The organism is Bradyrhizobium sp. LB8.2 (genome assembly GCF_040548035.1).
Taxonomy (GTDB): Bacteria; Pseudomonadota; Alphaproteobacteria; order Rhizobiales; family Xanthobacteraceae; genus Bradyrhizobium.
Genome location: NZ_JBEPQV010000022.1, coordinates 1 through 20,055 on the forward strand (window position 1 = coordinate 1; position 20,055 = coordinate 20,055).

Annotated in this window: 21 protein-coding genes and 1 riboswitch; of the genes, 9 read left to right on the forward strand and 12 right to left on the reverse strand. The window is 65.3% G+C overall.

Annotation, left to right across the window (positions count from 1 at the left end; all coding sequences use genetic code 11):
• Positions 1-115: 115 nt before the first annotated feature.
• Both metW and metX read right to left on the reverse strand, forming a co-directional pair.
• Positions 116-778: a methionine biosynthesis protein MetW gene (gene metW, locus ABIB06_RS24410; RefSeq protein WP_247339962.1), complete on the reverse strand. Its 663-nt coding sequence runs from the start codon at positions 776-778 to the stop codon at positions 116-118.
• 2 nt (positions 779-780) lie between these two features.
• Positions 781-1,983: a homoserine O-acetyltransferase MetX gene (gene metX / locus ABIB06_RS24415; protein ID WP_247445158.1), complete on the reverse strand. Its 1,203-nt coding sequence runs from the start codon at positions 1,981-1,983 to the stop codon at positions 781-783.
• A gap of 90 nt (positions 1,984-2,073) precedes the next feature.
• Positions 2,074-2,153, reverse strand: a riboswitch (SAM riboswitch).
• Between the two features lie 201 nt (positions 2,154-2,354).
• Here metX and ABIB06_RS24420 point away from each other — a divergent pair.
• Genes ABIB06_RS24420 through ABIB06_RS24430 form a run of 3 tightly spaced genes read left to right on the forward strand, consistent with a single transcriptional unit; the run spans position 2,355 to position 5,264 of the window.
• Positions 2,355-3,203 carry a chorismate mutase gene (locus ABIB06_RS24420; protein WP_354050295.1) on the forward strand — a complete coding sequence of 283 codons (849 nt, stop codon included), beginning with the start codon at positions 2,355-2,357 and terminating at the stop codon, positions 3,201-3,203.
• Positions 3,204-3,237: 34 nt separating this feature from the next.
• Positions 3,238-4,332 (forward strand): histidinol-phosphate transaminase, encoded by a 1,095-nt coding sequence (gene hisC / locus ABIB06_RS24425; RefSeq protein WP_354050296.1) that lies wholly within the window; start codon positions 3,238-3,240, stop codon positions 4,330-4,332.
• On the forward strand, positions 4,329-5,264 hold the full coding sequence (locus ABIB06_RS24430; protein ID WP_247445161.1) for a prephenate/arogenate dehydrogenase family protein: 936 nt from the start codon (positions 4,329-4,331) through the stop codon (positions 5,262-5,264). Before hisC ends, ABIB06_RS24430 begins: the two co-directional genes overlap by 4 nt.
• 100 nt (positions 5,265-5,364) lie before the next feature.
• Here the strand turns inward: ABIB06_RS24430 and ABIB06_RS24435 are convergent, their stop codons facing one another.
• Positions 5,365-6,549, reverse strand: coding sequence for a DUF2125 domain-containing protein (locus ABIB06_RS24435; protein WP_354050298.1), 1,185 nt, complete (start codon positions 6,547-6,549; stop codon positions 5,365-5,367).
• Positions 6,550-6,660: 111 nt separating this feature from the next.
• Between ABIB06_RS24435 and ABIB06_RS24440 the strand changes: the two genes are divergently transcribed.
• Positions 6,661-7,272: a gamma-glutamylcyclotransferase gene (locus ABIB06_RS24440; protein ID WP_354050300.1), complete on the forward strand. Its 612-nt coding sequence runs from the start codon at positions 6,661-6,663 to the stop codon at positions 7,270-7,272.
• Here ABIB06_RS24440 and ABIB06_RS24445 read toward each other — a convergent pair.
• The 4 genes from ABIB06_RS24445 to ftsE form a co-directional block, all read right to left on the reverse strand.
• Positions 7,269-8,042 carry a lysophospholipid acyltransferase family protein gene (locus ABIB06_RS24445; protein WP_354050301.1) on the reverse strand — a complete coding sequence of 258 codons (774 nt, stop codon included), beginning with the start codon at positions 8,040-8,042 and terminating at the stop codon, positions 7,269-7,271. The genes ABIB06_RS24440 and ABIB06_RS24445 overlap by 4 nt on opposite strands.
• Positions 8,043-8,064: 22 nt before the next feature.
• Entirely contained in the window at positions 8,065-8,769 is a 705-nt protein-coding gene (locus ABIB06_RS24450; RefSeq protein WP_354050303.1) for a YdcF family protein, read from the reverse strand.
• 72 nt (positions 8,770-8,841) lie between these two features.
• Positions 8,842-9,810: a cell division protein FtsX gene (locus tag ABIB06_RS24455; protein ID WP_354050305.1), complete on the reverse strand. Its 969-nt coding sequence runs from the start codon at positions 9,808-9,810 to the stop codon at positions 8,842-8,844.
• On the reverse strand, positions 9,803-10,462 hold the full coding sequence (gene ftsE, locus ABIB06_RS24460) for a cell division ATP-binding protein FtsE (protein ID WP_247339925.1): 660 nt from the start codon (positions 10,460-10,462) through the stop codon (positions 9,803-9,805). The genes ABIB06_RS24455 and ftsE overlap by 8 nt, the downstream gene beginning before the upstream one ends.
• Positions 10,463-10,653: 191 nt before the next feature.
• Between ftsE and ABIB06_RS24465 the strand changes: the two genes are divergently transcribed.
• Both ABIB06_RS24465 and ABIB06_RS24470 read left to right on the forward strand, forming a co-directional pair.
• On the forward strand, positions 10,654-11,535 hold the full coding sequence (locus ABIB06_RS24465; protein WP_354050308.1) for an MJ0042-type zinc finger domain-containing protein: 882 nt from the start codon (positions 10,654-10,656) through the stop codon (positions 11,533-11,535).
• A gap of 59 nt (positions 11,536-11,594) precedes the next feature.
• On the forward strand, positions 11,595-11,969 hold the full coding sequence (locus tag ABIB06_RS24470; protein WP_211381237.1) for a response regulator: 375 nt from the start codon (positions 11,595-11,597) through the stop codon (positions 11,967-11,969).
• 100 nt (positions 11,970-12,069) lie between these two features.
• Here ABIB06_RS24470 and ABIB06_RS24475 read toward each other — a convergent pair whose 3' ends face one another.
• Together ABIB06_RS24475 and ABIB06_RS24480 are read right to left on the reverse strand one after the other, a co-directional pair.
• A complete protein-coding gene (locus ABIB06_RS24475) occupies positions 12,070-13,224 on the reverse strand; it encodes a DUF4175 family protein (protein WP_354070180.1) in 1,155 nt (384 codons plus the stop codon).
• The gene (locus ABIB06_RS24480; protein ID WP_354050310.1) at positions 13,212-15,146 is read right to left on the reverse strand and encodes a TIGR02302 family protein; all 1,935 of its coding nucleotides are present in this window, start codon (positions 15,144-15,146) and stop codon (positions 13,212-13,214) included. Before ABIB06_RS24480 ends, ABIB06_RS24475 begins: the two co-directional genes overlap by 13 nt.
• 165 nt (positions 15,147-15,311) lie before the next feature.
• Between ABIB06_RS24480 and ABIB06_RS24485 the strand changes: the two genes are divergently transcribed.
• On the forward strand, positions 15,312-15,695 hold the full coding sequence (locus tag ABIB06_RS24485) for a carboxymuconolactone decarboxylase family protein (RefSeq protein WP_027514149.1): 384 nt from the start codon (positions 15,312-15,314) through the stop codon (positions 15,693-15,695).
• 99 nt (positions 15,696-15,794) lie between these two features.
• Complete coding sequence (locus ABIB06_RS24490; protein WP_354050312.1) at positions 15,795-16,694, forward strand: NAD(P)-dependent oxidoreductase; 900 nt, start codon at positions 15,795-15,797, stop codon at positions 16,692-16,694.
• A gap of 141 nt (positions 16,695-16,835) precedes the next feature.
• Here the strand turns inward: ABIB06_RS24490 and ABIB06_RS24495 are convergent, their stop codons facing one another.
• Positions 16,836-17,162 (reverse strand): DUF1330 domain-containing protein, encoded by a 327-nt coding sequence (locus tag ABIB06_RS24495; RefSeq protein WP_018453248.1) that lies wholly within the window; start codon positions 17,160-17,162, stop codon positions 16,836-16,838.
• Positions 17,163-17,296: 134 nt separating this feature from the next.
• A complete protein-coding gene (locus tag ABIB06_RS24500) occupies positions 17,297-17,995 on the reverse strand; it encodes a winged helix-turn-helix transcriptional regulator (protein ID WP_247339915.1) in 699 nt (232 codons plus the stop codon).
• Positions 17,996-18,178: 183 nt separating this feature from the next.
• Here ABIB06_RS24500 and ABIB06_RS24505 point away from each other — a divergent pair, with 183 nt between their 5' ends.
• Positions 18,179-18,697 carry an SRPBCC family protein gene (locus tag ABIB06_RS24505; RefSeq protein WP_247445171.1) on the forward strand — a complete coding sequence of 173 codons (519 nt, stop codon included), beginning with the start codon at positions 18,179-18,181 and terminating at the stop codon, positions 18,695-18,697.
• A 73-nt stretch (positions 18,698-18,770) separates the two neighbouring features.
• Here the strand turns inward: ABIB06_RS24505 and lysA are convergent, their stop codons facing one another.
• A complete protein-coding gene (gene lysA, locus ABIB06_RS24510) occupies positions 18,771-20,036 on the reverse strand; it encodes a diaminopimelate decarboxylase (RefSeq protein ID WP_354050315.1) in 1,266 nt (421 codons plus the stop codon).
• Between the last annotated feature and the right edge of the window lie 19 nt (positions 20,037-20,055).

The following is a 20,055-nucleotide window of genomic DNA, read 5'->3' on the forward strand; positions in this document are numbered from 1 at the left end:
GATCGAGCAACATCGTCGTCTCCAGGTTGGGTGGTATTGCAACCTCAGTCTGGCCTCAGACTTGGTCGCTATCCACTCCCCATGGAATCTTCGCTACGCTCGCAATGACGAAAAACTACTTCCTGCCGCCCCGCGTCAGCAGAAACACGCCCTGCTCGCCGAACAGATTCCACACCCACCACGGCATCCGCAGCCGCAGCGGGCGGCCGTAGAGGTCGAGCGCCTCGGCACGTTCCATCTTGACGTCGATCGCGTCGCAGAGCTCGACGAAATCCTTGATGGTGCAGAAATGAATGTTGGCGGTGTCATACCAGCTTGCGGGCAGATTTTCCGTGCGCGGCATGTGGCCTCCAATCAGGAGCTGGAGCCGCATCTTCCAGAAGCCGAAATTCGGGAACGACACGATGGCGCGGCGGCCGATGCGCAGGAGGTTCTCCAGCACGACCTTGGGCTGCCGCGTCGCCTGCAGCGTCTGCGACAGGATCACGTAGTCGAAAGCGTCGTCGGGATAATTGATGAGGTCGGTGTCGGCATCGCCCTGCACCACCGCGAGCCCCTTGGCGACGCAGCGGTTGACGCCCTCGCGCGACAGCTCGATGCCGCGGCCGTCGATGCCGCGGGTCTCGAGCAGCTGCAGCAGGTCACCCTCGCCGCAACCGACGTCGAGCACCTTCGAGCCCGGCTTGACCATCTCCGCGACCAGCAGATGGTCGGCGCGAAACTGACCGGATTGCCCGGTGGCAAGACCACCCAGCGGCAACGCTTCCTGTACAGACATGGCTATCCGTCCCTGAGGGTGAGTCCGCGGGCCTTGCCTGCCGATTGCAGGAAGGCGCGGGAGATATCAAGGAATTCGGGCACGTCGAGCAAGAAGGCGTCGTGGCCGCGATCGGTCTCGATCTCGGCGAACGACACCCGCGCGCTCGATGCGTTCAGCGCATGTACCAGCGCGCGCGATTCCGAGGTCGGGAACAGCCAGTCGCTGGTGAAGGAAACCACGCAGAAGCGGGTCTGGATTGCCGCGAACGCCTTCGCCAGCACGCCGCCATGGTCGCCGGCGATGTCGAAATAATCCATCGCCCGCGTCAGATAAAGATAGGAATTGGCGTCGAAGCGCTCGACGAAGGACGAGCCCTGGTAACGCAGATAGGACTCGACCTGGAAGTCGGCATCGAACGAGAAGGTCGGCAGTTCGCGGTCCTGCATGCGCCTGCCGAATTTGCGATGCAGCGCGGCGTCCGAGAGATAGGTGATGTGCGCCGCCATCCGCGCCACAGCGAGGCCGCGATGCGGATGGAGGCCGTGCTCGGCATAGCCGCCACTGTGCCAATCGGGATCGGCCATCACGGCCTGCCGGCCAAGCTCGTGGAACGCGATGTTCTGCGCCGAGTGCCGCGTCGAGCAGGCAATCGCCAGCGCGGAGAACACGCGACTCGGATACGCCGCGGTCCATTGCAGCACTTGCATGCCACCCATCGAGCCGCCGACCACCGCGAACAGCGTGTCGATGCCGAGCCGGTCAATCAGCATGGCCTGCGCGCGCACCATGTCGGGGATGGTGATGACAGGAAAATCGAGGCCCCAGACCTTCCCGGCCGCGGGATTGATCGAAGCCGGACCGGTCGAGCCCATGCAACCGCCGATCACGTTGGAGCAGATGATGAAGTAGTGTTGAGGATCGATCGGTCGGCCGGGGCCGACCAAGGTGTCCCACCAGCCGGGTTTGCCGGTGACGGGATGGACGTTGGCAACATGCTGGTCGCCGGTCAGCGCATGGCAGAGCAGAACAGCGTTGGAGCGATCGGCGTTGAGCACGCCATAGGTTTGATAGGCGATCTGGAACGGGCTGAGATCGACACCGCAATCGAGCCGCAGCGGCTGCTCCGTGCCGAACTGCGCGACCTGCGAGCTCGGATGATCCACCTCGTGCGACCGCTCGTCGGCAGTGATCGCGGGACTCGGAATTGACTGGACGCCAACCATCTGACCATCGACCTTGTTTGCGATCGTAGTGGTGACCGCATTGACATCAGGCCATAAAAAACCCGGCCTGAACGATAGGTTCGGCCGGGATCGAAAGGGTCCCCGGCCTGTTTAGCGAGTTTTTTAACGTGGCTGCAAGCCGGCCGGCTCAAATGACCACGGAACGCGTAAAAGCTACCGTCTTGGACGGTTTTCGTCAAGTCGCGGCCCGGATCAACCAAATTCGCCTGTCGCGCCATCGGTGGAACGGGTCCCATTTCCCTTTGCATTTCTCTTTGCTTTCGCGGCCCTGACTGCCTAATCAGGACAGATAGCAGCGGTGTCGGCTCGACTGATCCGCATTGGAACGCCCTCAACAACGCCTGTCAGACATGTCCCAACGTCCGCCCGCGCCACCATCTCTCCAGGAATTGCGCAAGGAGATCGACGCGATCGACGAGGGCATGCACCGTCTGTTGATGCAGCGCGGCGACATCATCGATCGCCTGATCCAGGTGAAGCAGACCCAGGAGGTCGGCTCGGCGTTCCGTCCGGCGCGCGAGGCTTCCATGATGCGTGACCTCGTCCAGCGTCATCGCGGCATCCTGCCGCTCGACACGGTCGAGAGCATCTGGCGCGTCATCATCGCGACCTTCACCTATGTCCAGGCGCCGTTCTCGGTGCACGCCGACATCTCCGCAAGCGAGCCGGCCATGCGCGATTCCGCGCGATTCCATTTCGGCTTCACCGTGCCTTACGTCGCGCATTTCAGCGCGCAGGCGGCGGTCGAGGCCGTCGCGAAGTCCAAGGGCGATCTGGCACTGGTCTCGGCGACCTCGAGCCGCACGCCATGGTGGCTGTCGCTGGAAGAAGCCGGTGCGCCAAAGATCATCGCGCGGCTGCCCTTCGTCGAGCGCGCGGACCATCCGGCGGCGTTGCCCGTGTTTGCGGTCTCGCGCGTCGCCGACAGCGCCCTGGTGACGGAGGTCGAGACCTTCAGCGTGCGCGTGTCGGGGTGGAACGCCGAGGTCGCGCGCGCCCTGTCGCCGCTCGCCGAGATCGTGGCCGTGCCCGATATCGCCTTCGACGGCGCCGCGCTGCTGGTCTCGATCACCGCGACGAGCAGCCTCGACAAAATCAAGACTGCCCTGATCGAAGCGGGGGCCTCGGTGCGCTCCACGGCCCTCGTCGGCAGCCACGCAACGCGCTATACGGTGCCCCCGACCGGGTCGAAATCGTAAGTCGCGAACCGCCTAAGCCACTCCGGAGTTGAAGATGTCCCGCCCCATGCCGAATCCCGGCATTCTCGATATTGCGCCCTACACACCCGGCAAGAGTCCGGTGGCGGAGCCGGGCCGCAAGGTGTTCAAGCTCTCGGCCAACGAGACGCCGTTCGGGCCCTCGCCGAAGGCGATCGAGGCGTTCAAGAACGTTGCGGATCATCTGGAAGACTATCCGGAAGGAACCTCGCGCGTGCTGCGCGAAGCGATCGGGCGCACCTTCGGGCTCGATCCCAATCGCATCATCTGCGGCGCCGGCTCGGACGAGATCCTCAATCTGCTCGCCCACACCTATCTCAGCCAAGGCGACGAGGCGATCTCCACCACGCACGGCTTTCTGGTCTACCCGATCGCGACCATGGCGGTCGGCGCCAGGAACGTCGTTGCAGCGGAGAAGAACCTCACCTCCGACGTCGACGCCATTCTCAAGGCCGTGACGCCGCGGACAAAACTGGTCTGGCTCGCCAACCCCAACAACCCGACCGGCACCTATCTCCCGTTCGACGAGGTCAAGCGCCTGCGCGCCGGCCTGCCCTCGCACGTGCTGCTGGTGCTGGACGCAGCCTATTGCGACTACGTCTCGCGCAATGATTACGAGATGGGGATCGAGCTCGTCGCCACCACCGAGAACACGGTCGTGACGCACACCTTCTCCAAGATCCATGGTCTTGCGGCGCTGCGCATCGGCTGGATGTTCGGCCCCGAGCACATCATCGACGCGGTCAACCGCATCCGCGGGCCCTTCAACGTGTCGACGCCGGCGATGTACGCTGCCGTTGCCGCGATCGAGGACACCGGTCACCAAGCCATGTCGAAGCAATTCACCGAGACCTGGCGCAACTGGCTGACCGAGGAGATCGGCAAGCTCGGGCTGAACGTGACGCCGAGCGTCGCCAATTTCGTGCTGATCCACTTCCCGACCGAGGGCAAGACCTCGGACGCGGCCGACGCCTTCCTCACCAAGCGCGGGCTGGTGCTGCGCGGGTTAAAGAACTACGGCCTGCCGCATTCGCTGCGCATGACCATCGGCACCGAGGAGGCCAATCGTCTCGTCGTCGAGGGCCTGCGCGACTTCATGGCCGGCAGATGAGCGCGACCCCGCACTTCCAGCGCGTCGCGCTGATCGGCTTCGGCCTGATCGGCGGCTCGATCGCCCGCGCTGCCAAGCTCCAGGGCCTGGCCGGCGAAATCGTCACCACCGCGCGCTCGGAGAAGACGCGCGCACGCGTGATGGAGCTCGGCATCGTCGACCAGGTCGTCGCGACCAATGCGGAGGCGGTGAAGGACGCCGATCTGGTCATCCTTTGCATTCCCGTCGGCGCCTGCGGGCCGGTGGCGCAGGAGATCGCCGCGCATCTCAAGCCCGGCGCGATCATCTCCGACGTCGGCTCGGTCAAGGGCGCTATTGTCAGGGACATGGCGCCGCATTTGCCGAAAGGCATCCATTTCGTGCCGGCGCATCCCGTCGCAGGCACCGAGCATTCGGGCCCCGATTCAGGCTTCGCCGAGCTCTTCATCAATCGCTGGTGCATCCTGACGCCGCCGGAAGGCGTTGATGCCGCTGCCACCGATCGCCTGCGCGCGTTCTGGACGGCGATGGGTGCCAAGGTCGAGGTCATGACGCCAGATCATCATGATCTCGTGCTTGCGATCACCAGCCATCTGCCGCATCTGATCGCCTACACCATCGTCGGCACCGCCGACGAGCTCCAGCAGGTGACGGAGTCCGAGGTCATCAAGTTCTCCGCCGGCGGCTTTCGCGATTTCACGCGCATCGCCGCGTCCGATCCGACGATGTGGCGCGACGTGTTCCTCGCCAACAAGGAAGCCGTGCTGGAGATGCTCGGCACCTTCACCGAGGACCTAGCCAAGCTGACGCGTGCAATCCGCCGCGGCGACGGCGAGGCGCTGTTCGACCATTTCACCCGCACCCGCGCCATCCGCCGCGGCATCGTCGAAATTGGCCAGGATTCGGCCGCGCCCGACTTCGGCCGGCCGCATGCGGCGCTGAAAAAGCCGTAGCCACGCTCTCACCTCCTTATTGCGAGGAGCGCAGCGCAATCCAGACTGTTTCCGAGGAGAAAGTTTGGATTGCTTCGCTTCGCTCGCAATGACGGAGGAATCAATACAGCGGCGGGATCTGGCCGACCTTGATCGGGCCGAGCAGCACAGCGCCGTCGACGAATTTCAGCGGGAAGCTGCGGGCCTTCTTGCCTTCCAGCGTGCTCTCGGTGCCAATCGAATTGATGCCGGCGGCAACGCCGGCATTGGCATTCTGCTTGATGACCTTGCCGAGCCCGGGAACGGCACGGTCGAGTGCACCGAACAGATTGTTGAGGTCCTGCGACTTCACGCCGGGGGCGACGCGATCGAGAGTGGCCTGCGGCACACCCTCCTCCAGCATCTTCTCGATGCCGAGCGCGGGGATCACGCGCTCGAGGCCCGTCACCGTCATCTGCAATTCACCGTCGAGTCGGCCATTGGCCGAGAGCCCGAGCGTGCCGGCCGCGACCGCGATCATCTCGCCCTGCTGGATCCGCGACTGCACGATCTCGATATGGCCGCCGGCGGCCTGGATCTCGCGGAAGCGCTGCGGCCACGGCTTTGGCGTGAGGTCGGACAGACCGGTGATCTTCGCCCGCGTGTCGGCCTCGAACGGCTCGGCGAGCAGCGGATGAACGCCCTGGATGCTGCCCTGCGCGATCTGAAACACGGTCTCGATCACGGGATGATCGGACGGCGATCCGTCCGCGAGGCGTCCATGCAGCTCGACCTGTTTTGCGCGCGCGAGCGGCACCTGCACCGTGCCGTCGAGCCGGTTGACGGTGGGATCGTCGAATACGACGGAGGCGCGCTCGGGCACGGCGGGCAGGCCGACCACGCTGCTGCGACCCTTGCTCCAGTTCACCACGAAAGTGCTTTGCGTGACGCCGTCGGTGAGCGTTGCCGGCGCAGAGAACTCGGCGATGATGCGCTTGGGATCGTAGACCTGGGCGACGACCAGGATGTTGTCGAGCTTCGCCGTGAACGGCGTCTTGCTGGCGTTCTGCGATACCAGAGCGACGCTGGCGCCGGAACATTGGACCTCGAAGCGGAACGGGAAGCCTGCGATCGAGCGCTTCGCGCAATCATAGATGCGGCCGGATTTGGCCTCCTGCGCGCGCCAGGCGTCGGCGGCGATTTCGGCCTGCGACGCGGCATAGAACCAGAAGCCGCTCCACGCGACGGCGAGGATCAGGAGGATAATGGGGGCAATGAAAAGGCCCCAACGGGAGCGCCGGCCTGCGGCAACGGTCATATCGGACATGCGGCGATCCCTTTGACCCCTGATTTTGTCAAATGTAAGCGAGGTACAGCTACAACGAAAGGCGGAGAATTCGCTTCGCTTGGGAGCGCGGTTCTGGTAGCCGTGCCCGAAATGTCGGAAATCACCCTTCCCTCCGTCACCGCAGCCAAAGGCGACCTCTGGGTGTTCGGCTACGGCTCGCTAATATGGCGGCCGGGCTTCGAATTCGAGGAACGCGTCCCGGCGCGGCTGGTCGGCGAGCATCGCGCGCTCTGCGTCTATTCCTTCGTGCACCGTGGTACGCCCGAAAAGCCGGGTCTGGTGCTTGGGCTCGACCGCGGCGGCGCCTGCCGCGGCATCGCCTTCCGTGTTGCCGAGAAGAGCCGCGTCGATGTGGTCGCCTATTTGCGCGCGCGCGAGCAGGTGACGTCGGTCTATCGCGAAGTCACGCGCTCGGTGTGGCTGGAGAACGACGCGCGGCAGCGCGTCTCCGCGCTCGCCTATGTCGTCGACCGCGGCCACGTGCAATATGCCGGTCGGCTGTCGCTCACCGACCAGCATCGCCACGTGCTCCAGGGCCACGGCCAGTCCGGCGCCAACCGCGACTACGTGACCGCGACGGTGAAAGCAATTGAGGCCGAAGGCTTTCGCGACACGCAGCTGCATCAGCTCGCGACCATGCTGCATGGTGATGCGCATTCCCCGCACGCGCCGGCTCCCACAGAAGATCGAGAGAGCCGCTAATTCTCCGACGGCGCATAGCTCGGCGAATTGCCCATCAACTGCTCCTGCTCCTTGCGGCCCGCTTCGACGAGGCGGCCGGTCGCGTCTTCGATCGCCGTTTGCACGCGGGAGAGAAACTCGTCCTTCCGCAGGCCCGGCGGCAGCGGATCGAGGAACTCCACCACCAGCGTGCCGGGATAGCGCATGAACGTGCGGCGCGGCCAGAACAGGCCGGAATTGAGCGCGATCGGCAGGCACTGCGCGCCGCAGGACGAATAGATCTGCGCAAAGCCGGTCTTGTAGTCCGGTGGCGCGCCCGGTGCGCGGCGCGTGCCTTCGGGAAAGATCACGAGCTGCCCGCCGCTGCGCACCGCCTCGCGCGCCCGCCGCGTCATGTCCAGCAGCGCCTTGACGCCGGCGTTGCGGTCGATCGCGATCATCCCGGTCTTGACCAGGAACTGGCCGAACACCGGGATCTGCATGAGCTGACGCTTGAGGATGAAGATCGGGCGATCGAAGAAGCCGGGCAAGACGAACGTCTCCCAGAACGACTGGTGTTTCGCGACGATCACCAATGGCCCCGTCGGGATCTTCTCGACGCCGCGGAATTCCACCTTGATGTTGCAGACCGCCCGCATCAGGAACAGCGTCGCCTTCGCCCACCATTGCGCGACCGTGAGCATGGCGCGCGGCGGCAATGCGAAGGTCGGCAGCGCCACGATCGCGAGGCACACCAGCACGGTGTAGAACAGCACGTTGAACACGAGCGATCGCAAGAAAATCAAGAACATCGAGGATCCAATCAATTGCCGATCAATTGGCCTGTGCGGTGGCGGGACGCTTCGGCTGCAGCCCGGGAGGCTGCTCCGACATCTCGGGCGAAAGGTCAATCCCGAAATCCTCCAGCCGCACCCTGAGCTCGGCCGCGATGTACTTGACATATTCGGACAGCAGCAGCCGCAAGGTGGACGCCGAGGTCCACCACGGCTCCTCGCGCCATTTTTCGCCGACCACCACGAACGGGACCAATGTAGTCTCCGGCATCGCATGCGAGAATTCCACCAGCGCGCGGGGCATGTGATAGTTCGAGGTGACCACGATCAGCGATTTGAAGCCGCGCCCCTCGGCCCAGCGCCGCGCTTCCGCGGCATTGCCGCGGGTCGAGACCGCGGTGCGGTCGAGATCGACGCAGCAACGCATGAAGGACTGGCTCTCCGGCAACGTTCGGGAGATGTCGCTCGCCGTCGAGGTCGGGTGCACGCCGGAGATCAGGAGCCTCCTGCCGTAGCCGGCAGCGAGCAGCTCCATCGCATCCGAGACCCGCGAGGAGCCGCCGGTCAGCACCACGATGCCGTCCGCCTTGCGGTCCGGCGCGATCTCGGCGCCGCGCAATTGCGACAGGAACGCGATGAAGCCCGCCGCCGCGCCGACGAAGGCGAGCGCAATCGTCGACATCACGGCCGCGCGCAGCCAACCGCGCGGCAGTTTCGGCGATCGATCGTCGGTCGGCGCGGTCATGCGATGTCGGTGGTCCCTTCCCCGGACGATTTTAGGACGTTTTGAGGCGAAGTGGAGTCCGGTTTATCGGCCTCAATCGACATCGTTCAGTGTCGCGAACAGTGTCTGGCGCGAGGCGACTGCGGTGATGGCGCCGATCAGCACGGCCTGCACCGCGAGCACGATGTAGCCCGACGGTCGTAGCGAGAAGGTGCCGAGCAGCGCGGCGAACTGATCGCCGACGGGGGTGCCGGAAAACCACCCTGCAATCGACTCGGAGAAACCGAACACCAGCATGGCGGCGCCGCCTCCGATGACGCCGCCCTCAAGGCCCAGCCTGAGGAAATGGCGCAGGAAGCGGTTGGCGATATAACGGTCGCCGGCACCGACGAAATGCAGCACCTCGACGATCGGACGGTTCGCCGCCATGGCGCCGCGGGTCGCGAACGACACCGAGATGATGGTGGCGATAATGACGAGCGCGAGGATGCCGAGGCCGGCGAGCACGGTGGCGTTGGTCATCGAGCGCATGCGCTCGATCCAGGCGCGGTGATCGTCGACGCTGGCGCTTGGCGCCACCTGGGTCACGCGGGCGCGCAAGGCGCCGAGATCGAGCGGCGTGCCGGGTTGCACGCGCGCGATGATCATGCGCGGCACCGGCAGATCGTCCAGCGACAGGCCGGTGCCGAGCCAGGGCTCGAGCAACTTGCCGCTCTCGTCCTTGGTGAACGGCTTGACCTCGACGATGCCGGCTTGCGCGCGCATGGCCTCGGTCACCGCCGCGGTGTCGCGTTCGAGATCGCGTCCCGTCTGCGGCCGGACCTGGATGGTGATTTCGCTCGCAACGTCCGACTGCCATTCGGCGGCGGAGGCGCTCACCAGCAGCACCGTGCCGGTCGTCATCGACGCCAGGAAGGTCATGATGGCGACGACGGCGACCAGCGCGCGGCCATGGATCGAGGCGCGCGGCACGATCGGCGACATGTTGCGCGCCTTGGCCGGCAGCTGCGGACGCTCCTGTCCGAGGTCGACCAGCACGCCGCGCTCGTCGGGCCTACTCATAGACGTGCAGCCGTCCCTGGTGCAGCACGAAGCGGCGCGCCTCGTACTGGTCCATCAGGGCGATATCGTGGGTGGCGATGATGACGGCGGTGCCCGATTTGTTGAGCTCGATGAACAGCCGCAGCAGGCGGCGGCCGAGCGTCGGATCGACGCTGCCGGTCGGCTCGTCTGCCAGCAGCAGCTGCGGCCGCGAGATCACGGCGCGCGCGATCGCCGCGCGCTGCTTCTCGCCGCCGGACAGGATCGGCGGCAGCGCGTCCATGCGCTCGCCAAGCCCGACCCATTTCAGGAGGTCGATGACCTCCTTGCGGTAGCTCGATTCGCTGCGGCCCATGACGCGGAACGGCAGCGCGACGTTCTCATATGTCGTCATGTGGTCGAGTAAGCGGAAATCCTGGAGCACGATGCCGATGCGCTTGCGCAGATCCGCGACCTCGTCCTTGCCGAGTTGCGAGATGTCGTGGCCGAACAGATTGACGAGGCCGCGCGTCGGTCGATGCGAGAGGAACAACAGGCGCAGCAGCGAGGTTTTGCCGGCGCCGGACGGGCCGGTGAGAAATTGAAAGGAATGCGCCGGGATATGGAAGCTGAGGTCGCGCAGGACCTCGGGCCCCAGGCCGTAACGCAGTCCGACATTTTCGAACCGAACCAAGTTCAGCTCCGTTCGAGTGAGGGCGCGGGCCACACGGCTGTGCTCCGCCACACGCGATCAACGGGTTTTGCGACCGTTATGGTTTCCGGTTCGTTAACGGTCGCCCTGTAGCATAATTGGCAGCATTCCTGTCCCTCGGTTCTCCGCGACCGTGTCATCGTCAAGTCCCGTCCATGCATCAAGGCTCGTCCATGCATATCGTCTGCCCTCATTGTACGACATCCTACGCCATCAAGCTTGCGAGCCTCGGGGTGAACGGACGGACGGTCCGCTGCTCCCGTTGCAAGGAGACCTGGGTTGCCCATGCCGAGGATGCCATCGAGGAGGCGTCCATCCCGGCAATGGCCGCGGCCAGCCAGGCCGACGACCAGTCCGATCTCGCCGAGCAGTGGAACTCCTATGCCCGGGACGACGGCGCCGCCGATGCGCCCGTTGTCGACAGCCCCTCGATCGCCAGTGACTGGCCGGACGAGGAGGCGAGGGACACCGAGGACGAATGGTCGGCGGCGGCCCGGTCCGCCGAGGAGGAAGTCGTCGGCGAACAGCACCAATCCTGGTTCCGCGGCCTGTTCGGCCGCCGGCGCGGCGCGCGGGTGAGCCGTCCGGTCGCCGTCACGGCGCCGCGAAAATCCCATTTCGGCCTGCCGACAGCCTGCGCCGCCATGGGCGCGCTGGTGCTGGCGCTGATGATCTGGCGCGGCGACATGGTGCGGCTGCTGCCGCAAACGGCCGCATTCTACAAGATGGTCGGCCTCGAAGTTAATCTGCGCGCGCTGGCCTTCAAGGACGTCAAGCTTTCCAGCGAGACCGTGGACGGTAAGCAAGTGCTGGTGATCGAGGGCGTGATCGTGGGCCAGGGCAAGAAGCCGCTCGACATTCCCCGGCTGCGCTTCGCGGTGCGCGACGCGCAGGGCGCGGAGATCTACGCCTGGAACACGGTTCTGGAGCAGACCGTGCTACAGCCCGGCGAGCGCGCCTTCTTCCGCTCGCGCCTGGCCTCGCCGCCGCCGGAGGGCCGCAATATCGACGTTCGCTTCTTCAACCGGCGCGACATCACCGGCGGCAGCGTATAATCGGTTTCGCAGCTCTCGCAGGAAAAGCTGGTCGCGAGGTTGGTCTCAAGGTTGGTCTCATGCCCAAAATCCTGATCGCCGACGACGAGGATTCGATGCGCCAACTGGTGGCGCGCGCCATCGCCATGGACGGCCATGAGATCGTCACCGCGCAGGACGGCGCCGAGGCGCTTGAAATCCTGACCCGCGCGGACGGCGCATTCGACCTGCTGCTCACCGACATCCAGATGCCGGTGATGGACGGCATCGCGTTGGCGCTTTCCGTCGCACGCGATTTCCCCGACCTGACCATTCTGCTGATGACCGGCTTTGCCGACCAGCGCGAACGCGCCTCGAACCTCAACGCGCTGGTGCATGACGTCGTGACCAAGCCGTTCTCGGTCGCCGACATCCGCACGGCGGTGGCAGATGCGCTGGCGGCGAAGAAAGCATAGCGGCGGGCAGGATTGTAGCCCGCATGAGCACAGCGACATGCGGGACCGGCGGCCCCGGATATCGCTGCGCTCATCCGGGCGACGAAAGCTGCGGCAGCCTCTAAAAATCCTTCAGCAGCCGCTCGATATAGTCGAGCTCGATCTGCGGGCGCGAGCTATCCCCCAAGCGGCGGCGGAGCTCTTCGAGGATGCGGCGGACGCGCTGGGCGTCGATCTCGCCGGGGATCTTGACCGTGTAGTCGTCGCTTAGATCTCGGCCGTGAAGGGGGCGGCCGAGCGGATCGGTCTGATTGCCGCCGCTCTGCTGACGGCCGGCACGATTGCCGGGACCGTCGCCCTGCCCGTCGCCATCGCCGTGCTGCATCGCCTCGGCCATCTTCTGCGCGCCCTTGCGCAAGGCGTCGAGAGCTTTCCCTTGCGCGTCCACGGCGCCGTCGGAATTGCCCTCGCCAAGCTGCGAGCCGGCATCGCCCATGGCCCCGTCGGCAGCGTCCAGACTGCCGTCGTCATCGCCCTGGTCGCCGTCCTGATCGCCATCCTGGCCCGGCTGTCCCTGCTCACCTTGCTGGCCCTTCTGGCCTTTCTGATTCTGACCCTTTTGCCCCTTCTGCGTGAGGCCGCGCTTGGCGAGCTCGTCCTGCAGCTTCTTCAGGCGGTCGCGCAGCGACTGCTGATCCTGCTGGAGGTCCGACATCGACTGGTCGCCCTGCTGCTTGCCGCGCGAGCGCTCACGCCGGGAGTCCTGGCCCTGCTTGAAAGTCTTGTCGCGCAATTGCTGCTGCTTGCGGATCATGTCGCTGAGCTCGTTGAGCGCCTGCTCCATGTCGCTGTCGCCGGACTGTCCGGGCTGCGCCATCTGGAGATTTTCCATGATCTGCGCGAGCTGCTCGAGCATGCGCTGGGCCGCCTCGCGATTGCCTTCGCGCGCCGCCTTCTCGATCTGCTTCAGGAGCTCGTCCAGGTCGCGTTGCGTGATGACGGAACGATCGCGATTGGAGGATTGGCTTTTTTCCGTCGCGCGCTTGTAGTCCTCGAGCTTCTGAATCGCATCGGATTGGTTGTTCAGGCTGCGTCCGGACTCCTTTTGCCTGAGGCTGTCGCCGGACTCCTGCATCGCCTTTTCCGCGCTGTCGAGCAGCGCGTCGGGATCCTGATCCTGCTGGGCCGAGACCGCAGCGGGGAAGCCTCCCAGGAGGAGGGCGAGACAGGCGATCGACATCGCCTTCAAGGCTGGCACGCGCGCTAGCTTCCGCATTTCCGGTCCCGCGTAAACTGATTGGCCCCGTCCTCGCCCCCCTTCGCCCGGCTGCCCGCCGACTTCCGATAGGCCTGCAGCTGCTGGCGCAAGACGTCCTGCTGCTGCGCCAGCTCTTCGAGCTGCTCGGGCGTGGCATGCTGGGTCTTTTGTCGCAGCTCGACCGACTTGTCGAGAATGAGCTGAACCTCTGCGGGGAACGGCTGCCGGGGTCCAAGCGGATTCTGCTCGGCGCGCCGCGCGAGATCGCGCACCTTGCCGGCCATCGCCTCGCGCAGCTTTTGCGTCAGCGCTTTGATCTCCTCCTCACTGGCGCCGCGTTCCAGCGCCCGCTTGAGCGCATCCTGCGCCGAGCGCAGCGCGGCGTTGACGCTGCCGGCGGCACCGTCGTCCTCTATGGTGACCGCAAACGCCCACATGCTTCCCACCACCTCGCGCAGCGCGTCGTCGGTGCGGGCGGCTTCCACCTGGAGCGCCAGGCTGCGCAGGCCGAGATAGCAGCCTGCATCCGGCGTGAACAATTCGGGCGCGATCATCAGCGCGTCGAGCGCGGCATAGACATCCGAGTTCTTGTTGGCGTCGAGCGCGAGGATGCGGCGCTGCTCGATCAGCGCGCGCGCCAGCGAGTTGGTGAACAGCCGCTCGGGCAGGCGCATGTTGAAGGGTTCGCTTTTGGCCTCGTTGCCGGCCTCGTCCTTGGCGGTGAGGGTCAGCGTGACGTCGGCGCCGGCATAGGGGTCCTCGCTGAGGTCCTTCACCGTCTGGCCGACGCCGTTGCGGGTGCGCGCATTCGGCAATACGAGCGGGAATTGCGGCGGCTGGAATAGCGGCCGCGCGGCGACCTTGGTGTCGGCATCCCTGCTACCGTCTTTGGCTTCGGCGGGCCGCAGGCCGATTTGCGCGGCGGCGCCGGTGACGCCGTAATCGTCCTCGATCTTGTAGGAGAGCTGGAGCCCACCGCGGGCCTGACGCTCGGGATCCTTCGCAAGGGCGATCGTCGGCGCGCGGTCCGGCGTTGCCGCAAACGCCCATTGCGGCTGGCCGGAGGGCGCGCGGACATGCGCGGTGCCGTCACCGGTGATGGCAAAATGCTTCTCGTTGGTGCCTTTGGGCGTGGCTTCAGCGGGGGCGACCTCCTTGAGGCCGCCGGAGATCACGACATCGAGGCTGCCGCCGGAGGAGCGCACGATCAGGGTCGAGCCGGCGGGAACGGCAAGCGGGCCGCTGGCGGGCAGCGCCGCGGCCTCCTTGTTGGCGGCCGACAGGATGACCGGCGGCTTGCCGGTGTAGAGCGGCGGCGTGACCCAGGCGTCAACGCGAACGTTGGTCGGCGCCAGCACGCCGTTCCAGTCGAAGGCTGCGCCCAGCCGCATCGCACGCTCGTCGCCGGCGGCGAAGAAGGTCGCTACCAACATCACCATGACCAGCGCGCGGAGCGCCCAGGGATCATGCAGAGCGAGCCGCGGGTTCGGCAGACCGGCGCGGATGCGCTTGATCGAAGCCAGCGTGCGCTCGCGCTGTGCCTGCCACAACGCCTGCGCAACCGGATCCCGCGAGCTCAACGTGTCCGTGAGCGTGGTGGCCGGCCGATGACGGATGCCGGAGCCGCGGTCGAGCCGGGCAAGCGCCTCCTCGCGGCTCGGCCAGCGGAAGCGACGCACCGGGAACAGGACGGCAATCGCCATTCCGGCGAAAACGACGAGACCGATAGCGCGGGCAACGAACGGCAGCACCAGCCAGAGGCCGGCCCAGGACACCACCAGGAACAGGCCGACGACGGTGAGAAGCCGTGCCAGATTCGGCCAGCCACGCTCCCACGCGATGGCATAAGTGGCCCGCTTCAGGGCCTGCGCCAGCTTCAGCCGCGACAGAGCGTCGCCATCGCGGATCGGGTCTGACGGCTCGGGGATGACGCCGTTCAATCAACTCTCCAGGTTGCCCGGTAGAGAAGCTACCACAACGGCAGCACCGAGGCATCCGTTCCTGTGCGGGAGACACCCCTTTTCCCGCATAACACGAGGACGTGACTGCCCCGCCGCAACCCCCTAATTTCCGCGCCGCCATCCAAGGAAACCGAAGGAAACGCCATGGACAAGAAGATGCACGACAAGGGCCTGGAAGTCCGCAAAGCGGTGCTGGGCGAGGCCTATGTCAACAACGCCCTGAAGAGCGTCGATGATTTCAACCGTCCGTTCCAGGAGATGCTCAACGAATATTGCTGGGGCACGGTGTGGGGCCGCGAGGAGCTGCCGCGCAAGACCCGCAGCATGCTCAACATCGCGATGATCGCGATCCTCAACCGCCAGCACGAATTCCGCGCGCATCTGAAGGGCGCACTGACCAACGGCGTCAGCCGGGACGAGATCCGCGAGATTCTGATGCAGGTCGCAATCTATGGCGGCATGCCGGCGGCGGTCGACAGTTTTCGCATCGCGCGCGAGGTGTTCGCGGAGATCGACGGGAAGGCGTGAGCTAGACTAAACCGCTCTCAACTCTATTGCTCCGTCGTTGCGAGCGAAGCGAAGCTTCGTCGCTTCGCTCCTCGCAATGACGACGGGAAGGAAAACACCATGGACATCGGATTCATCGGCCTCGGAAACATGGGTTTCCCGATGGCGCGGCGGCTGATCGAGGCGGGACACAAGCTGATCGTGTTCGACACGCGCCAAGAGGTCCTCGACAAGCTGGTGGCGCGCGGCGCCAGCGCTGCGACATCACCGAAAGACGTGGCCGACCAGGTCGAGACAGTCATGGCCAGCCTGCCCTCGCTGCAGGCTTCGCTCGCGGTTGCGACGGGGCCGAACGGCGTGATCGAGGGAAGCCGCGCAAAACGCTTCATCGATCTCTCCACCGTCGGCTCGCAGATGGCGGCGAAGATTCACGGCCTGCTCGCCAAGCATGACATCGTGCAGATCGACTGCCCTGTCTCCGGCGGCGTCGGTGGTGCCGAGAAGGGCACGCTGGCGGTGATGGTCTCTGGGCCGAAAGCAGACTTCGAACTGCTCAAGCCCGCGCTCGACGTCATCGGGAAGGTGTTCTTCATCGGCGAGAAGCCAGGCGCGGCGCAGACCATGAAGCTCGCCAACAACTTCCTATCGGCAACCGCGATGGTGGCGACGTCGGAAGCCGTCGTGATGGGCGTGAAAGCCGGGCTCGATCCCGCCGTGATGATCGACGTCATCAATGCCGGGTCCGGCATGAACACCGCGAGCCGCGACAAATTTCCGCGCGCGGTGCTGCCGCGAACGTTCGACTTCGGTTTCGCCACCGGACTGATGGTGAAGGACGTGCGGCTGGCACTGGAGGAGATGAAGCAGCTCGGCCTGTCGATGGAGGTCGCGGATGCGGTCGGCCGGTTGTGGGAGACCGTGATCAGCGCCGAAGGCGCCGAGTCCGATTTCACCGCGGCGATCAAGCCGATCGAGAAGAAGGCCGGTGTTGTGGTTGGCGGGACAATCGCCCGCAGCTAGGACCGGCGCAAGCGCAGCGCTGGTGACTGGCACTGCGCTGCGCTGCTTGGCTCGGTCGATCGAGCGTGGAAGGAAGCCTATGTGTGGGCCGGGCACGGCGTGCGCCTGCGGCCGGGTTCGATGTCTTGACGAAGATGCGGCTCAAGCCTTGGCGAGGTAGGGAATCGTGCCGGCCAGATCGGTGTCGTCGATCAGCTGGAAGCGGCTCTCGCTGCCGCCCCGGCGCGCCGCGGCGAAGCGGCCATAGGCCGGATCGGTCACGAAGGATTCCGCTGCCTTCGCCGTTGGAAACGACATGATCGCGATCAGGGAGGTGTCGAGGGGAGCGCCTTCGAGGGTTTTCACGTTGCCGCTGCGGGAAAGATATTTGCCGCCGTGCTTGTGCACCAGTTCGTGGACGGACGCCGCGTAATCCGGCACCCACTTTCCGTCAGTCACTTTAATGTCCGCGATCAGATACGCTGTCATGTCGTGTCTCCTGGCTCGAGTTCAGCTCCGCCTTGATAGGGGCGGGCATGACTTGGGTGCCAGAACACGGCGGCGGCTCGCCAGTACGGGAACTGTAGCGGGCCGATATAAATACTGAATCGAGCCGCCCTGCATCAGCTCGCCAGCTTGCGTTCCTTGGCGAACGGGCTGAGGCCCAGCCAGCTTTGCATGGCTGCGGCAAGCTGCCGTTCGCCAGTAAGCAGCATCCGCCGGCTGGCGATGGCCGCGCGCACGGTATCGAGCCCCATCCAGATCGCCGTCATGGTGCGCAGATCAACCGACACGTAAAGATCGACGTCGAAACCGGGATCAATCGAGCAGAGGTCGACGCTGTCGTCGGGATCGACAATCAGCCACCACAATCGCTGCGTTGAGGGCAATTCCGGATAGGCGAACTGCAGCACGCTGCGGCGGCTCGGCATCGGAGTCGTGTTCAGATTCCGCCGCATGTCCCACATCAGCAGCTGGACATCGAGATGCTGAAGCGACAGATCCGATTCGATGCGGCGCTGCCCCCAGATGCCGAACGCCTCGACGATGGGACCGAGTTCGCGTCCGGCGGCGGTCAGCTGATACTCGATCACGCCGCGCTCGGAAGCCGACGGCTGGCGGATGACGATGCCTGCGGCTTCGAGCTCCTTCAGGCGCTGCGAAAGCAGCGCAGGCGACATGCGCGGAACGCCGCGGCGCAACTCGTTGAACCGGGTCGAGCCGGCGACGAGCTCACGTAGCAGCACGACGGTCCAGCGCGTGCATAATATCTCGGCCGCCATCGCGACCGGACAGAACTGCCTGTAGCTGCCGATAGTCATGCGGGCCTCCGTGACAAGCGAGAGCGGAACCTTAGGGCCGATGCGCGCGGCTTCCTAGTTCAGATTCTGTATTGCGCTCGGTTCATTTGCTGAACTGGCCGCGGACGGCGGGCATCGTCTATCCGACCGGCATTGCAAGCCAGACCGGCCGCCGTCGCGTTCCATCAGACAACGGAGATTGATATGAAGAAGCACGTTTCAGCGGCGTTCAGACCCCTTGCCTCGCTAAACAAGGCGGCGATTTGCGTGATCGGCCTCGGCGCCGGCGTGATGCCGGCTTCCGCAGCCAACCTGACGCGCAGCATTGAGGTCAGCGGCGCAGCGGCCGAGGTGTGGTCTGTCATCGGTCCATTCTGCGCGATCAAGGACTGGCTGCCGCCGGTCGGCATGTGCATCGAGGACGGCAAATCGCCGCCGACCCGAACGCTCGTGACCAAGGACGGAAAGGCCGCGTTCGTCGAGGCGCAGACCGGGCGCGACGACAGAAGCTACAGCTATTCCTACGCGTTCCTAACCAGCCCGTTGCCGGTGAGCCAGTACAAGTCGACCATCAAAGTCACCGCGAGGGGCGAGGCGGTATCGGTGGTGACCTGGACCGGAATCTATACCCCCGTTCCCGGCAAGGAGAAGGACGCGATCGACGCTTTGAGCGGCGTCTACGATTCCGGCCTCGCCTCGATCAGGGACAAGTTCAAGAAGTAGGCCGGACGCCTAGCCGGCTGGATGAGCGCGGACGGTGTCCGCGCTCATCGGGCGCAAGGCGCCGACGTGATGCTCACAGCCACGGCGCCGGCGTATCCATCGCGATCAGCTGCTCGACCTCGATGCGCGGACGCACGACCGCGTATTGGTCGCCCTTCACCAGCACCTCGGGCACCAGCGGCCGCGTGTTGTAGGTGCCGGCCTGCACCGCGCCGTAGGCGCCTGCGGTCATGATGGCGAGCAGATCGCCAGCCTTCGGCGTCGGCAAAGTGCGATCGAGGGCGATGTAGTCGCCGGTCTCACAGACCGGGCCGACGACGTCAGCCGCGATCGTGGCCGCGCCCTTCGCCGGCTGTGTCACCGGCAAAATATCGTGATGGGCTTCGTACAGCGTCGGGCGGATCAAATCGTTCATGGCGGCGTCGATGATGACGAAGTTCTTGCCGTCACCGTGCTTCACATAAATGACCTTGGCGACGAGGATGCCGGCATTGCCGACGATCATCCGGCCCGGCTCGAACATCAGCGTGCAGCCGAGATTGTGGCTGACGCGCTTGACCATGGCGGCATAGGCGTCGGGCGCCGGCGGCGCCTCGCGGTCCATGTAATAGGGAATGCCGAGACCGCCGCCGAAATCGACATGCGAGATGTTGTGGCCGTCTGCGCGCAGCGTCTGCACGAATTCGGAGAGGATGCGGAACGCGATCTCCATCTTGGAGAGGTCGGTGATCTGGCTGCCGATATGCACGTCGGTGCCTGTGACCTCGATGCCAGGCAGCTTCGCGGCGCGCGCATAGACCTCGCGGGCATAGGCGATGGGGATGCCGAACTTGTTCTCGGACTTGCCGGTCGAAATCTTTGCGTGCGTGCCGGCATCGACATCAGGATTGACGCGGATCGAGATGCGCGCGGTCTTGCCCGCCTCGGTCGCGAGCCGCGACAGCAGCTCGAGCTCGGGCTCGGATTCGACGTTGAGGCAGAGGATGTCGGCGGCCAGCGCCGCTCGCAGCTCGTCTTCCGTCTTGCCGACGCCGGAGAACAGGATCTTGCTTGCCGGGATGCCGGCGGCCAGCGCGCGCTTCAATTCGCCGCCGGAGACCACGTCCGCGCCGGCCCCCAGCTTGGCCAGCGTGCGCAGCACCGACTGGTTGGAGTTCGCCTTCATGGCGTAGCAGACCAGCACCTTCTCGCCGGCGAAGGCGTCGGTGAAAACGCGATAGTGTCGCTCAAGCGTTGCGGTCGAATAGCAATAGAACGGCGTGCCGACGGTTGCAGCCAGCTCGGACAGGTTAACCGCCTCGGCGTGCAACACGCCGTTGCGATAGTCGAAATGGTTCATGGCGTTGGCTCGGTTGCTC